The sequence below is a fragment of the Sphingobacterium faecale genome, assembly GCF_016746095.1.
In the GTDB taxonomy this organism is placed as follows: domain Bacteria; phylum Bacteroidota; class Bacteroidia; order Sphingobacteriales; family Sphingobacteriaceae; genus Sphingobacterium; species Sphingobacterium faecale.
The window spans coordinates 48639-63663 of sequence record NZ_JAERTY010000009.1 but is presented as its reverse complement, the minus strand read 5'-3'; the positions used below and the strand labels follow the sequence as shown (position 1 = coordinate 63663).

12 protein-coding genes are annotated in these 15025 nt (G+C 40.4%); 4 read left to right on the top strand and 8 right to left on the bottom strand.

What is annotated here, in order from left to right; genetic code table 11:
* Window positions 1–73: 73 nt before the first annotated feature.
* From JKG61_RS16035 to JKG61_RS16015, 5 genes are all read right to left on the bottom strand, one after another.
* A complete protein-coding gene (locus tag JKG61_RS16035) occupies window positions 74–817 on the bottom strand; it encodes a DeoR/GlpR family DNA-binding transcription regulator (RefSeq protein WP_202103966.1) in 744 nt (247 codons plus the stop codon).
* A 36-nt stretch (window positions 818–853) separates the two neighbouring features.
* Complete coding sequence (locus tag JKG61_RS16030) at window positions 854–1798, bottom strand: hypothetical protein (RefSeq protein WP_202103965.1); 945 nt, start codon at window positions 1796–1798, stop codon at window positions 854–856.
* A 169-nt stretch (window positions 1799–1967) separates the two neighbouring features.
* A complete protein-coding gene (locus JKG61_RS16025) occupies window positions 1968–2693 on the bottom strand; it encodes a YebC/PmpR family DNA-binding transcriptional regulator (RefSeq protein WP_021069390.1) in 726 nt (241 codons plus the stop codon).
* Between the two features lie 2 nt (window positions 2694–2695).
* Entirely contained in the window at window positions 2696–3646 is a 951-nt protein-coding gene (locus JKG61_RS16020; protein ID WP_202103964.1) for an NAD-dependent epimerase/dehydratase family protein, read from the bottom strand.
* Window positions 3647–3805: 159 nt separating this feature from the next.
* On the bottom strand, window positions 3806–5461 hold the full coding sequence (locus JKG61_RS16015; protein WP_202103963.1) for a lamin tail domain-containing protein: 1656 nt from the start codon (window positions 5459–5461) through the stop codon (window positions 3806–3808).
* Between the two features lie 300 nt (window positions 5462–5761).
* On the opposite strand from JKG61_RS16015, the gene JKG61_RS16010 reads away from it, so the two are divergent.
* Complete coding sequence (locus tag JKG61_RS16010) at window positions 5762–6751, top strand: aspartate-semialdehyde dehydrogenase (RefSeq protein WP_202103962.1); 990 nt, start codon at window positions 5762–5764, stop codon at window positions 6749–6751.
* A 305-nt stretch (window positions 6752–7056) separates the two neighbouring features.
* Here JKG61_RS16010 and JKG61_RS16005 read toward each other — a convergent pair whose 3' ends face one another.
* Entirely contained in the window at window positions 7057–8049 is a 993-nt protein-coding gene (locus JKG61_RS16005) for a Kelch repeat-containing protein (protein ID WP_202103961.1), read from the bottom strand.
* A 3-nt stretch (window positions 8050–8052) separates the two neighbouring features.
* Window positions 8053–9417 (bottom strand): DUF4270 family protein, encoded by a 1365-nt coding sequence (locus tag JKG61_RS16000; protein WP_202103960.1) that lies wholly within the window; start codon window positions 9415–9417, stop codon window positions 8053–8055.
* A 118-nt stretch (window positions 9418–9535) separates the two neighbouring features.
* Between JKG61_RS16000 and JKG61_RS15995 the strand changes: the two genes are divergently transcribed.
* From JKG61_RS15995 to pncA, 3 genes are read left to right on the top strand one after another with little or no spacing between them, the layout of a single operon-like run.
* The gene (locus JKG61_RS15995; RefSeq protein ID WP_202103959.1) at window positions 9536–10960 is read left to right on the top strand and encodes a sensor histidine kinase; all 1425 of its coding nucleotides are present in this window, start codon (window positions 9536–9538) and stop codon (window positions 10958–10960) included.
* Window positions 10957–11634: a response regulator transcription factor gene (locus tag JKG61_RS15990; protein ID WP_202103958.1), complete on the top strand. Its 678-nt coding sequence runs from the start codon at window positions 10957–10959 to the stop codon at window positions 11632–11634. Before JKG61_RS15995 ends, JKG61_RS15990 begins: the two co-directional genes overlap by 4 nt.
* A 31-nt stretch (window positions 11635–11665) precedes the next feature.
* Window positions 11666–12256: a bifunctional nicotinamidase/pyrazinamidase gene (gene pncA, locus JKG61_RS15985; protein WP_202103957.1), complete on the top strand. Its 591-nt coding sequence runs from the start codon at window positions 11666–11668 to the stop codon at window positions 12254–12256.
* Here the strand turns inward: pncA and JKG61_RS15980 are convergent.
* Window positions 12228–14984, bottom strand: a complete 2757-nt coding sequence (locus JKG61_RS15980; protein ID WP_202103956.1) for an outer membrane beta-barrel protein — start codon at window positions 14982–14984, stop codon at window positions 12228–12230. The genes pncA and JKG61_RS15980 overlap by 29 nt on opposite strands.
* Window positions 14985–15025: the final 41 nt, after the last annotated feature.

Here is a 15025-nt window from a genome sequence, read left to right as displayed (position 1 = left end):
TGCACTGCGTTTCGCTCGAAATGACGGGAGAGTTTGGAGTATGATACAACCTTTTTATAGTGACGTATAGTTCTTAGATAACTTTAATACTGCTTGCAAAATCTTTTAGCGATCTGTCATTTGGTGCAAGATCAGTAATAAGGTAAGTTACTTCCTTAAGCGGAACTACCCGCATCTTCTGATTGGAGTTTAATTTCTCTGCAATACTCAGGATAGCGAGGCTCTTGGAGCATTTGATCATAGCCCGTTTGATCTGAACAACTTCCCAGTCCGAATCTGTAATTCCCTCCTCAATAGAGAGACTATTAGTCCCCAATAAGCAAAGGTCTACACGGATATCAGCCAGTTCATTGACTACTTGTGAACCCGTTACGATGTTCGTGTTACGGGACAATTTTCCACCCAGTAAAAAAACATCAATATTGTCCTTTTCTGCTAGTTCCAGAGCTACTAATGGGCTTATAGTGAAAAAAGTACATTGTAGGTCATTGGGTATTAGGCGAGCCAATTCGATCATGGTCGTACCGCCGCCAATCAATACGCTCATCCCATTGACAATCAAAGAAAGTGCCTTGCTGGCTATTTCTTTTTTTCCTTCTTTGGCATATACGTTTCCCTCTTGAAAGGGGAATTGAAAAGATTTTGATAGTGCACCGCCATACACTTTGATAACTTGACCGTTTTCTGCAAGTTCATTCAGGTCGCGGCGTATAGTATCCTCCGATACATTTAATTGTATGCTCAGGTCTGATGATAATACTTTGTTGTGAAGGTTTATTTGATGAACAATATAAGCCTGTCTTTCTTCTTTTAACATAATTTTAGCGAATTATATGAGGTTGCTTGTTTATTGCTATGTGTTGTCAGTAGGAGGGATGTTTTTAGTAACTCCAGCCTTGAACCTGGGTTTGAATCCTGTCGGTTTATTGCTCGGTTCCGGCGTAGTTTCGATATGCTCGGGAGTTTCCTGCTGTACTTTTTGCTCGGTTGCCGCAGCTTCTGTTGGAGCTTTTTTGGTAACTCCAGCCTTGAACCTGGGTTTGAATCCTGCCTTTTTATTACTCGTCTCCGGCGTAGTTTCGACATGTTCGGGAGTTTCCTGCTGTGCTTTTTGATCAGTTGCCTCAGCCTCCGTTGGAGCTGTTTTGATAACTCCGGCCTTGAACCTGGGTTTGAACCCTGTCGGTTTATTGCTCGGCTCCGGCGTAGTTTCGACATGCTCGGGAGTTTTCTCCTGTGCTTTTTGATCAGTTGCCTCAGCCTCCGTTGGAGCTGTTTTGGTAACTCCTGCCTTGAACCTGGGCTTGAATCCTGCCGGTCTATTGCTCGGCTCCGGCGTAGTTTCGACATGCTCGGGAGTTTCCTGCTGTACTTTTTGCTCGGTTGCCTCAGCCTGTGTTGGAGCTGTTTTGGTAACTCCTGCCTTGAACCTCGGCTTAAATCCCGAAGGAGCAGGAGCAGAAATCGACTGGCTTTCCTGCGTTTGTTCCTCGTTTGGTTTAACTAAAGGTTTAGAAATAGATTTTGGTTTGAAACCCAAGGTACTCACCTTGGTTGCCGGTTCCGGTGTTTTAACGGAACTCTCTTCGCGTACAGCAGTAGGCGTAGCAGCTACAGTATCCGTGAGTAAGTAACTTTTTCTGAGTTTGTTGAACCAAAATTTTTTGGTGTGGTCAAAACTCTTTTCACCCATGGAATTATAATGAACCCTAAATTCATTATACAGCTCTTCGTTTGCAGATTTCAATGCAAAAAGATCTATTTTCTTTTTTATAAAAAATTCTTCAAAACTGAGCATATTCAAACTTAAATAAAATGCTTTGCATTCGCACAATCTATCCTTGAAAAAATACCATAACCTGATCGCTGTCAGCAGTTCAATAATTCAAGTACCGTTGGCTAAGTAATTAAAAACCTTCATACGTATACGTATGAAGGTTCATATAATACAATTTTATTGCCTCTGTTTATTCCATATTGTGATACACGGCCTGCACATCATCGTCTTCTTCGATCTTGTCGATAAGTTTTAATACATCGGCTGCTTGTTCCTCGCTGAGTGCGGTATGTGACAGGGAGATACGCTCCAACTTGGCTGATGTTGTCTCTATGCCTTTCTCCTCTAAGAGGCGCTGCATATTACCAAAATCTTCGAAAGAAGTCTGAACGACAAAAACATCATTACCTTCTTCGTCAGACTCTACGTAGAGTTCTTCCAGTCCACCGTCGATAAGTTCAAGTTCCAACTCTTCCTCATTCATCTCATCAGTAGCCAGAAAGCGAAAGATAGATTTACGTTGAAATATAAAATCTAAGGATCCCGTTTTACCCAATGAGCCACCCGATTTAGTGAAATAACTCCGAATGTTTGCAACGGTTCTATTGGTGTTGTCTGTAGCGGTTTCGATCAATACAGGAACACCGTGAGGGCCATACCCCTCATATACATATTCTTCATAACCTTTTGAATCCTTCTCAGAAGCACGTTTTATAGCTGCTTCTACGCGGTCTTTAGGCATATTTACAGCCTTCGCATTTTGGATGGCAGTACGTAAACGTGCGTTGTTTTCAGGGTGAGGGCCTCCTTCTTTTACAGAAATTGCGATTTCTTTCCCTAAGCGTGTAAATTGAACGGCCATTTTGGCCCAACGCTTAAATTTTCTTTCTTTTCTAAATTCAAAAGCTCTACCCATTTTTAATTGTTTGTTTTAAGATTTTTGATCATGTCCTTAGTCATGGCTTCCAGGTCATAAGCTATCTCCCAGTTCCAATCCTTACGGGCATATTCATCGTCAATACTTTGCGGCCAAGAGTCGGCAATAGCTTGGCGAGGATCTCCCGAGCTGTAGGACATCCCAAAATTAGGAAGAATTTTTTTAATTTCTTCGGCAATCATCTCCGGAGTGAAAGAAATACCTGCAAGATTATAACTTGAGCGGATACTCAGATTCTCTGCAGGGGCGTCCATCAGCTGTATGGTGGCGCGTACGGCATCGTCCATGTACATCATTGGGAGTGCTGTCTGTGCAGAGAGAAAACTTTCATAGCTTCCTTTTGCCAATGCTTCAAAAAAGATATGCACAGCGTAGTCTGTAGTACCGCCGCCTGGAGCTGTTTTCCAGGAAATGATACCCGGATAGCGGATGCTGCGTATATCTAGGCCGTACTTCTCATGATAATATTCACAAAGGCGCTCGCCAGCTAATTTACTGATACCGTAGATACTGTTGGGATCCATGACACAATACTGAGGGGTGTTCACCTTTGGAGAGTGTGGACCGAAGACAGCAATGGAGCTCGGCCAAAAGATTTTCTTGATATGCCCCAATTCGACAGCTAGATCCAACACATTCAACAGACCGTTCATATTCAAGTCCCAGGCTTTTTGCGGATATTGTTCGCCTGTCGCGGATAGCATAGCTGCCAAGAGATATACTTGTGTAGGCTTATGTTTCTCAAAAAGTGATTTCAATGCTTCTTTATCAAGAACATTGATCGTCTCGAAATTTTGAATAGGGGATGGCGTCTGAGGCTCTCTAATATCAGTTGTGATAATGTTCTCTGCACCAAATTTACTTCTTAAGGCTTCGGCTAATTCTGTGCCGATCTGACCGTTGGAGCCTAAGATTATAATAGTTTCTTTCATTAAATAAATATTTACGAGAGCATAGCTTTTAGCAGCGTCTATGGTACTCGGTTTTCTTTTTAAAGCAATCTAGATATTAGTGCTGTTTTCTTTTGTTTTCATCCAAATAAAAACACCCTATTCTTGCCTTGCAAAGATAGGTGTTTTATAGCGTTTTTGTTAATATTGATGTGATTTATGAATGATAACAAAAGCGCCCTTGAATATCTCCCTATCCCCATTTTTTCGGTATATTTCTACCCAGTAAATATAGTGGCCAGCAGGCGCTTTTTGCAGCTTTTCGTCCTTACAATCCCATTTGATTTTTCCATTATATCCGCTGCTCTCTTGTCGAATCAACCGGTTGACTAAACTGCCCTTTTCCGTATAGATATTTAGGTTAAACATGTAGCCCGGATCGGTCAGTATATAATTTATTTCGAGCTCATCTTCAAAACCATCGTTGTCTGGCGAAACAGTCTTTGAAGTTAAAAATATCTCGTTTTTTTTATTTGGATTGTCCGTATGTATTGAATTTCGAAAGCCGGGTGTCGATCCACCTGCTATGGTGGCGGCGGATTTAAAGTTTTCCGGAAGGTTGCTGTCTTCTTCATAAGATTGACGCTCTAAAGATACTCCTTTAGGATTTTTGATCAAGGGGGAGTGCATGCCGGCATGATAGTATACAGAGTCTACTAGACCCGCAGGCGAATATAAGGTTACGACCCCCTGTTGGTTTGGGTAGGTAGGTAGACTCGTCATCTCGTGGATACGGTCGGCAAGTGCATTCGGATGGGTATTGATAATTTTTTCCCTTTCTGCGGTTAACACTAGAAACTCCTTAGGTGGTAATACAAGTAATTGTTCTGATATGCTGCGATTGCCCAACTTCCAATTCTGTAGATTGATAGGCAAATCAGTTCTGTTATATAGTTCGACAAAATCACTACCTTCCTTCTGTGGATTGAATAGGACCTCATTGATGACTATGTCATTATAACGGGGCTCCGGTTGATTAAATATTATATATTCCGGAATTTGGAATAAGGTACCACACATGTTGACCTTTCCTACTGCTATTGTATATGTAGTCTGTGGATTTAGCTCGCCATTAAGACTTAGGATCAAACAATCGGCATCATCATCCCATCGCACTGCTTGTGGAATGAGTTCTCCTTGATTGATGTTAAAGTCTTTTTTTTCAAATGGAGGAAGGTATTTCCTCTCGATATTAAAGCTGATATGGATTGCTTTCTCTTTCGATACAGCGGATATTATTTCAACTTTGGGTAAATACCCTCTATTGGCGATAGAGTTGGGCCCTCCGGGAGTGCCTCCTTTGCTGGCAACCGAAGATGACCAGTTGGTCTTGAAATTGCATTTCCAATTTAAATTTATCCGCTCTAAACTCCACCCACCATTTTTTTTTGCACTAGTCTGATGCCAGCTGTCCTGGTACAAGACCTCGTCCACCAAACTGTCCTTCCGATACAATTGAAGCGTAGCACCCAAATTAGTCAAAGTAGGCCAGCTCGGGAACGAAACAACATTGCCGTAAGCTGACAATTTATCTGCTCCATCTTGAGCACATAGAATAACATATTGTTGGGGAGCAAGTAAATAGGAGGGGAACTGCACTTTTTTTTTATTCACAACTAAATAGAACGTTGCTAGATTCTGGACTGATGAGGAATTGTTCATCAGTTCGATATATTCAACATCCGGTAATTGACCATTTTTTGGATTGGCCATTATTTCGTTGATTATAACATCTTGGCTATACGCATTTATCATTGCCACTAGCCATATGCACAGCATATAAAACTTGATTTTCATCTGGTTTATAAATGGTTTTTTCCTATAAAGGCATAACTTCGTTATCCAGCACAATATAAAGAATATATTTTGCTCAAATACAGCCTAGGTATAGCAGATATTCGGCAAAACAGCTGTTTTTATTGATAATTTATTAATTTAATTGCCTTAAATGTTGGTTTTGTGTCAATGTTTGATACTATAAAATAGGAAAAATGTAATTTTTTGTATAAAATACTCCTGTTTATTTATTATGTTTGGCATCGTGAAATTAAAAAAGTAAAATTCACGTGATGTACTAAACAGTAAAATTATACAATAATGAAAGTAGCAGTAGTTGGCGCAACAGGTCTTGTTGGGTCAGAGATTTTGACGGTATTAGCGGAAAGAAACTTCCCCGTAACAGAATTGATTCCTGTAGCCTCTGAAAGAAGTAAGGGCAAGGAGATTGAATTCAAGGGTAAGAAGTTTAAGACGGTAACGCCAGATGAAGCTATTGCCATGCAACCTGATGTCGCATTATTCTCAGCGGGAGGAAGTGTGTCGACCGAATATGCTCCTTTATTTGCATCGGCAGGAATTACTGTGGTCGACAATTCTTCAGCTTGGCGCATGGATCCGTCAAAGAAACTTATCGTACCCGAAGTCAACGGAGAAGTGCTGACTTCCGAGGATAAAATTATAGCGAATCCAAACTGTTCGACGATTCAGATGGTAGTCGTATTAAAACCTCTGCATGAAAAGTATAAGATTAAACGTGTAGTTGTGTCTACTTATCAATCGGTAACAGGTACCGGTGTCAAAGCCGTACAACAATTGAAGGATGAACGGGCAGGTGTAGAAGGAGAGAAGGCTTATCCTTATCAGATCGATTTGAATGTGATCCCACATATTGATGTGTTTCAGGAAAACGGATATACCAAAGAGGAGATGAAGATGATTCAGGAAACCAATAAAATCATGCAGGATGATTCTATTAAGGTTACCGCTACTACCGTGCGTATTCCAGTGATGGGCGGTCATTCCGAGTCTGTCAATATAGAATTCGAAAATGATTTCGATGTACAGGAGCTACGCCATGCGTTAGCGGCTCAGGAAGGCGTAGTCGTAGTGGATGACCCGAGTAGCTTGGCCTATCCAATGCCCAAAGATGCACATGGTAAAGATGAGGTCTTTGTAGGACGTATACGTAGAGATGAGTCGCAGGCCAATACCGTAAATCTTTGGATCGTTGCGGACAACCTGAGAAAAGGTGCGGCCACTAATGCTGTGCAGGTTGCAGAATTATTGAATAAAAAAGGCTTAATATAACGAACTAACCGTAATCATATATATACCCAAAAAACGCTCTCCTAGGAGGGCGTTTTTTTATTGCAGGCAATTGTTGGCAGATCGCTTAGTCTTTTCAAAAGCCTTCCCGTTGCTCAACCTTTGGTGTAAAATGAGGCCGGTTGGGATACCTGCTATATAAATCACATTTGATAATAAAGCCTGGCATTAAGAAAACTTAAGGATACTGTATGCAGACCTAGATATGTATTAGCAAAATCGCATCTTCATAAAAAAAGCGGATACTGCATGCAGTATCCGCTTTTTAAAGAATATTGTAATTTGAACTATCTAACTTGCGTGAATACCCAAGTATCGTCAAACTTCGTAGCACTGTTCATACCAGTTGTAAGATAACCTTTACCACCGATAGAAAATGAAACAGCACCTTCTCTTGCGTTCTGAGGCAATGCCTGGTGTTTACTTTCCCATTTGTTAGCAGCTATATCGTATTTCCACACATTACCCAATACAGATCCTTTTTTGCCACCTACTACATAACCAAAGTTGCCGATCACAAATGTAGAAGCCGATTGACGGGTCAGATCGTAGGTATTAGAAGCATCTTTTAATGGAGCTACTCCTTCGTTCCAGTTTTTTCCGTCAAAAGAATAGAAGTCTTCAGGGAACTGGTTATTATCCATACCACCACCGATATAAGCTTTGCCATTCACTACAAAAGCAAATGCGTTAACCCGTTTGTTTTTCAACGGAGAAGTTACGTTTGCCCAAGTATTTGTTTTAGGGTCGTACTTGTAAAAATCTTTAAGTGTCTTTTGAGTTTTTGTAGCGCCTGTACCTACATAACCAGCACCATCTAATGTAAAGGCAACCGCACCATAGCGAGCTTCACCAGGAAAGTCAGCAACTTTTGTCCACTTATTAGCAGTAGGGTCATACATCCAAAAATCGTTCAAAACATCTGTACCGTTGAATCCTGTACCTACATATCCTTTTCCATCAATACTGAAACCTACAGCACCATTACGTGCTTCGCCTTCAAATTCAGCGATCTCCTCCCATAGATTATTCTTAAAAGACCATGCATCTTTTGTTCTTTCGTTTGTTGATAAGATACCTGTTGCCAAATATCCCACTTCGCCGATCTGGAAAGATGCAGCAGCAGATCTTGGATCTCCGTCAAAAGCAGAGGCTTTTACCCATTCCGTAGGACCTGTATCCGCTCCAGAATCATTATCTTTGCTTTTTTTACATGAGTTGAAAGCAGTTAACGAAAAAACACAGGCCACAACTACAAAAAGCCAATTTTTCTTATTCATAGATTATTTGAATTTAGTATATACAATGTTTAATTTAATTTTCGGTTTGCCGTTTTCTGTCGCAATAATAGTATTATTTACCGTTCCAAACAAGGCCGGTGAAGCAACAGATAACAATAATGAAGTGCCGCGATAATCTGATTGATTAATGTTTTTGGTATAATCGATAAGATTAAAGATATAGCGTCCATTCACACCAGAGTCATTTCCAGGAATAAATGTTGCCTGCTGGACTGTTGTAGAGAATGGCGTCCGTACATAAGAGATAGGAACTCCATTACTATTTGCAATCAAAAGCATCAAAGCATTAGGTACAGGGTAATGCCCAAAGTTGTTACCCTTTGTTTCTACAATCAACTCCACTTTATTTATTGCTAGATCTTCTTCATGCATAAAGTCATTTAACGAAGGGATATTAATTTTCGCTACAAGTCCTGATCCTGCATGCAGCAGTACTTCACCATTCGATGCCGAACTTTTTAGTTCTCTGTCGATCGAGTTTATACTTGCATAGGCTGTACCGGTACGATCATATTCAATATTGTTATATTGGAATGCTTTGTGACTTGAAGTTATCACTTTTGCTCCTTTTTTGATAAAACCATCCGACCCCATATAAGAGTAGTTGATATTCATTTGCAAGGTGTCATTCAATCCCAATATTGCTGTGTTTTGGTTTCCTGGAACTAAAACAAGACCTTTAAGGTACTGTTGGAAAGACTCATTACTTGTTACATTGTAATCATTTGCCTTGACCATGTCATAGATTTCTTGCCCAAAAGCCTGGTCAAGTCTGATATTGATACTATCCAAAGAATTGATTCGAGGGAAAAACGTTTTTTCTCCTAAAGCTGTAGCATCAAAATCAAATTTTTGGTCGTTAAAAATAGTAGGACCAGTCACATAAATCGGTGTGTTATATTGATCTATGCTATTGGTGATGTCTTTTAGAGCGATAGTCTCCATTACACGGTGCACAGCTATGGTCTGAGCCTTCGTCGTGTCGCCATAAAAATACTTGTTGATGCTAGGTCTTAATACCAAATTAACAGAATCAAATACAGCATTTGAAGGAATATCGTTTATCAATGTTTGTAACTGTACTCGAAAATAGGACGATGAAGTTATTGATCCGCTTTCAGGTTGAGTAGATTTACCAACCAGCATAGAGCCTGTACTGGCCGAAGGAAGATGCATCAATTGATAAGTCGAGGTGTTGATAGTCATGGAATCAAGAACGACGACACCTAAATTATCATTGGAATCATCCAAAGAAACACTCATATCTTTATCACAGCTAATGAAAGAAACTGTTGTAGCAAGTAGAGATAAAAAGAAAAGGTATCTAAAACGTAATAATTGCCTCATATATATTCGTTGACATGCAAATGTAAGTAATACGTATTGTTAATATGTGTTATAATTTGTTAAATATGACCCTAAACAATTCGTGGTGCAAATCTAAGAATTTAAATTTGTTTTAATCATGTTAAAAAAGTATAAAATATTGGTTGTGACGATTGTTCTTTCCCTTCTAGGAATAGGAGCGATTGTCGCCGTGTGGCTGTATGGTGGCTACGTCAATAAGCGTGAAATCTTCGTGACGGAAGTAGAACGTAGCCTGTTTAATGCGATACAGTCTTATTATGATGAACACCAAAACATGATCAACGAAAAGCGCGATCAGAACATTTCGAAAGAGGGACGTTTGTTAGCAAAAAGGATAAAGTCAATCTACAGCAATGTTGACGAAGAGCGGGTGCAGGCGCTCTGGGACAGTCTAGTCCAAGAGCGTATGTTGAGATATAGTAAACGTCGGGAGGCAAAGAAGGAAGCCGGAGAGCCAACGGCAATTATGCCTTCTTTTATGCTGCAGAATATTACGTTTAGTGAAGCCACTATTGCCGAGATCAGCTTATTATTGGAAGAAACCCTGACCTCCAAAGGTATAGAGATACCGGTTCATATAGTGGTCAAGAATATAAAAGACGCACATCGTGGACAGGGAAAATACCGGATTAAAGTAGCAACAGATGGAACGATATCGACACGTCCAGTATTGGTCGATCCTGGGGAAGATGAGTACCTCATAGCCAAGTTTGAACAACCTCTTTTTTATCTTTTAAGTAAGATGGCTGTTCAGATCGCAGTATCTGTACTGTTGATTTTAGCATTGATAGGCGCGTTTATATACCTCTTATGGACTATCAATCGGCAGAATAAATTGGCGCTATTGCGCAAATCCTTTGTTAATAACATGACGCACGAATTGAAAACTCCTGTGGCTACGGTAATGGCCGCTGTCGAGTCCATCCAACGCTATGGGGCAAGAGATGACAGAGATAAGATGGAGCAATATCTACGCATTTCACATAGAGAGCTAGAGCATCTAGCAAATATGATCGAAAAAGTACTACAACTGGATATAGACGAAGTGACGGGAGTTAATTTACGAATGACAGAAGTGGATCTCGCCAAACTGTTGGAGGAAGGTGTCGAAATAGCCGAGTTGGGAGCAAAAAAAGAGGTAAGTATTGATTTTGTAGGTCGGTTGCCAAAGTTGTCCCTGATTGCCGATGCGGGACATTTAAAAAATGTGATCAATAATCTCTTTGATAATGCGATAAAGTATTCCCATGATTCCGTTAAGATACAGGTTGGGTTAAAAGAAGAAAATGGAACTGTCGTATTATCTATTGCCGACAATGGACTAGGTATAGATCCAATTTATTTTAAAGATATATTTGAAGTTTTCTTTCGCGTTCCCAGTGGAAACTTACATCCGGTAAAGGGGTTTGGCCTTGGTTTAGCTTATGTAAAGCAAGTCGTCAAACAGCATGGTGGGACTATTAAAGTGGATAGCATTTTAGGAAAGGGGACAGTATTTATTCTAACAATTCCAACACAATGAATAAGGTAAAAATACTATATGTTGAAGACGAACAGAGCTTAGCACTGATTGTTGCCGATAGCTTAGAAGATCATGGTTTTGAAGTGGTGCATCGTGAAAATGGACAAGAAGCATTGAACTATTTTAAAAAGGAGAATGCAGATGTTATTGTTTTGGACGTGATGATGCCTTTGATGGATGGTTTCACGACTGCAACAGAGATTCGTAAGACGAATCCACATGTGCCCATATTATTCCTTTCGGCCCTTACCCATACGGAAGATGTGGTTAAAGGATTTCGTTTAGGAGCAAACGACTACATCCGTAAGCCATTTAAGATAGAAGAACTGATCGTACGCATTGAGGCATTATCTAGGCGGGTAAAACGACCTGTTCACGCCTACTATGAAATAGGAGATTATGTGCTTGATACGAATAAAAATATTTTGAAGCATAATAAGGCCGAGGAAAAACTTTCTTACCGCGAAGTTGAATTGATCCGTAGACTCTTTGAAAATAAGGATAATGTGGTTCCACGTGAAGATATTATCAAGACCTATTGGGGGGATGATACCTATTTCACGGGGCGTAGTCTGGATGTATTCATCAGTAGGATCAGGAAGTACCTATCCTATGACGACCGGATCAAGATAACAAATGTAAGGGGTATTGGTTATGTAATGAATATTGACTAACTTAATGCTGTTAGGATAAAAAATTATACAGATGAAAGCATTACTAATCGTCGATATTCAGAACGATTTTCTTCCGGGAGGATCGTTAGAGGTTCTCAGCGGAGATCAGATTATTCAGGTGATAAATAGTCTCCAATCCAAATACGATTTAGTTATTGCTACACAAGATTGGCATCCCGCCACACATAAAAGTTTTGCTTCACAGCATATAGAACGGCAAGTTTTTGATCGGATAAACTTAAATGGTATAGATCAGATATTGTGGCCCGATCACTGCGTTCAAGGGACAAGAGGAGCGCAGCTGGCAGATGGCTTGGATCAGGCAAGGATCGAAGCTATATTTAGAAAAGGAATAGAGCCGTCTATAGATAGCTACAGTGGTTTTTTTGATAATGATCGGCTTAGGAATACAGGTTTGCACGGCTACCTACGGGACCGCTCAGTTACCGAAGTACATGTGTGCGGTTTAGCCGCAGATTTTTGCGTGCATTTTACAGCGATGGATGCATTGAGCTTGGGGTATAAGACCGTAGTGCTGTCCAAAGCGACAAAAACCATAAACAGAGAGGAATATCTGGCTAAAAAACAAGCCTTTATTCATGCCGGGGGCCTCTTTGTTTAATATCTCTCCCTCCCATTACTTTTCCCCCGAACTGCCGCAGATTATACGTGAATGATAGTAAGAAGTAACGGTTCAATGTATTGGATGTTACATCTGAAATGTTGTTTTCATTTACTCTCCTGTTTACATTCTGAGCATTGTTCAACAGATCGAATCCTTTCAGTGCCAGCTCTCCATTTTTTCGCTTCAGCAGTTTATAACCCACAGAAGCATTCCACAGCGTTGTCTCAATACCTGGTGACCCCATAATACCGCCATTCAGCAGGTACATAAATTGAGAAGATAAAACCAGCTTTTTGAAAAGCTCAACTGTAATGTTGTTGTTTATTCTATGGGTAAAGACTTCATATCGTGGTACCCTGGATATAGGATTGTGGGTATACCTTCCGTTGATGTTATAACTGAGCCCCACTACGTATAGTTTGCTGAAATTTGAATTAATACCGATACTCTGTCCAAAACCATAAGATCTGCTACGGACTAAATTCCCGTTAGTTTCAGCAAGGTCATTGTCAAAGAACAGTCGGGTATTACTATGAATATTAATCTTTAGCGGTTTAATGGGAAGACCATAGCTATTGTTTATACGGAAATTGTAGGCCCCATTCACGTTTATTGGGGCGCTATATTGTCCTCCTGCACCTAAGATAACTTCGCTATCTTTAAAAATTAAAGTAGTATCCTTGTCTGTCATTAATACCGAGTTAATGATCTTGTCATTGATATATTCAAAACTCATGTTTGTCGTTAAGGTACGGCCAGTAAGCTTGTTTACATCTTTATATTGTAGACGTAGTGTATGCGCATATTCCTGATCGAGATTGGGGTTCCCGTTAGTGATACGGAGCTCATTTCCGTCATTGATAAAGTCTTGTAATTGATTGATATTTGGTGTGTTAGTCTGCGTATTGTAATTAAATTCTAGGTTCCGGTCCTTCGAGAATTTGTATACTGTGGTAAATTCCGGAAGCAGGCTGCTAAAGTCTGCCTTCGTTTTTAGATCGATGGGGACGGTACGGTTGTTTATCCGGATACCATGTTGATAATTGAGACCCGCCTGTATACGGAGCACATCTTTTTTGTTGAAAGAATAAGACAATCCGCCGCTATGATAGTTGTAATCATTTCTGAACTCATTGGAAAGCCGATCTTTTAGTTTGCCCAGTTGTCCAGTCTCCGCTAAAAATTCGAAAGTCTCCCTGTTGGAGTAATTTGCTGTGTTTCTAAAGCTGTAATTCGCTTGCAATCGACTATATTCCGATATAGATTCTGTAAAAGACAGCCGGCTATTTAGTCCTGACCCATATCCCTCCGTTAGGCTTTGGTTGTTGTTGGTATCTATACGATTCAGCCCAGAGTTTTTATAATAAGAGGTTGTCGCTAAATTGAGTCCGAGCGCATCATTGCTGCTTTTATTTCCCGTTACGTTTAGCGATAATGACCGACCTTTCTTTTTGAATCTATGCATATAGGTCAGTGCGCCTCCGATGTTGAAATTTTTGCTGTCATTGTCATTGGAGCGGATAGAGTGGTTGATAAGCTCTGTGCGGCCTCTGTTTGTTTCACTATTAGAAGAGTTTGCTCTGACGCCTTGTGTATAACTTATGTTAGGGGAAAAATCAATTCTATTTGTCGAGTCGATGTTCCACTTTATTCGACCGTTAAACTTATGTTCTTTGCTTAGATTGTCTGATAGTTGTTCTTGTGTCCGGAATTGATTGGCCTGTTTCTCATTGAGATATTCAATATTTGATAAGGTATTGGTCACGGTAGACAGCGATTTGAAGTTGTAGTCTGCGCTCACTTCCATCTTCTTGTCCAAGTAGGTATTGGTAAAATTTATTGCCCCAGCATAGGTATCCGAAAGTCCTCGTTCTGTATTATTGTTTCCTCTGCGGCCACCGCCACGCCCCTGTTCTGCAAAGTTAGTTTCATTAATGTTGTTCGCCATGAGGTTGATAGCGTATTTTTTGTCCCCCGCAAAAGCGTTGATTGATGAATTTATTCCAAATTTGTCGCCATCACCTTTTCCGCCGCTCGCCTTCCCGAAATAGCCATGCCGCTTGTCTGCTTTGGTGACGATATTGATGACCTTATTTCGCTTCCCGTCGTCAAACCCAGAAAATCGGGCCTGTTCTGATTTCTCGTCAATCAATTGGATTTTAGCAATAATTTCTGCAGGTAGATTTTTAAGGGCAATACGGGGGTCGGAGCTGAAGAACTCTTTACCATCTACGATAACACGTGTTACTTTTTCACCATGTGCCTCTACATTTCCTTCCTCGTCGATCATCACTCCAGGAATCTGAGCGACCAGCTCGTCTGCGTCAGCATATTCACGTGTAGAAAAATTTTTAGCATCAAATTCCATGGTATCTCCCTTCAGTACAATAGCTGGAGAGGCCATGATTTCGACCTCTTCTATCGCAATTTCCGATGGTTCCAAACGAAAGAACAAGTATACTGGCTTCGATTCCATTGTAATTGCCCGTGACTCCGGTTTAAAACCCAGATAATTGGTGCTGATCGTATAGTCTCCTTTTTTGAGTTCAGCTTGTGAGAAAAGACCGTTGATATTGCTGGATAAAGTGATTGTAGAAGAATCCTTTTTATTCATCAAACGTAAAGTGACTCCAGACAAGGGTTTGGAGGTCGTTTTATCGACAATGTTTCCAGATAATTGATTTTGGGCATAGGTAGCCTGTAGTACGATAAGAAAACTTATCATAACAAAGAGAAAACTTAGTGCGCTTGGTTTCACGGGTTTGG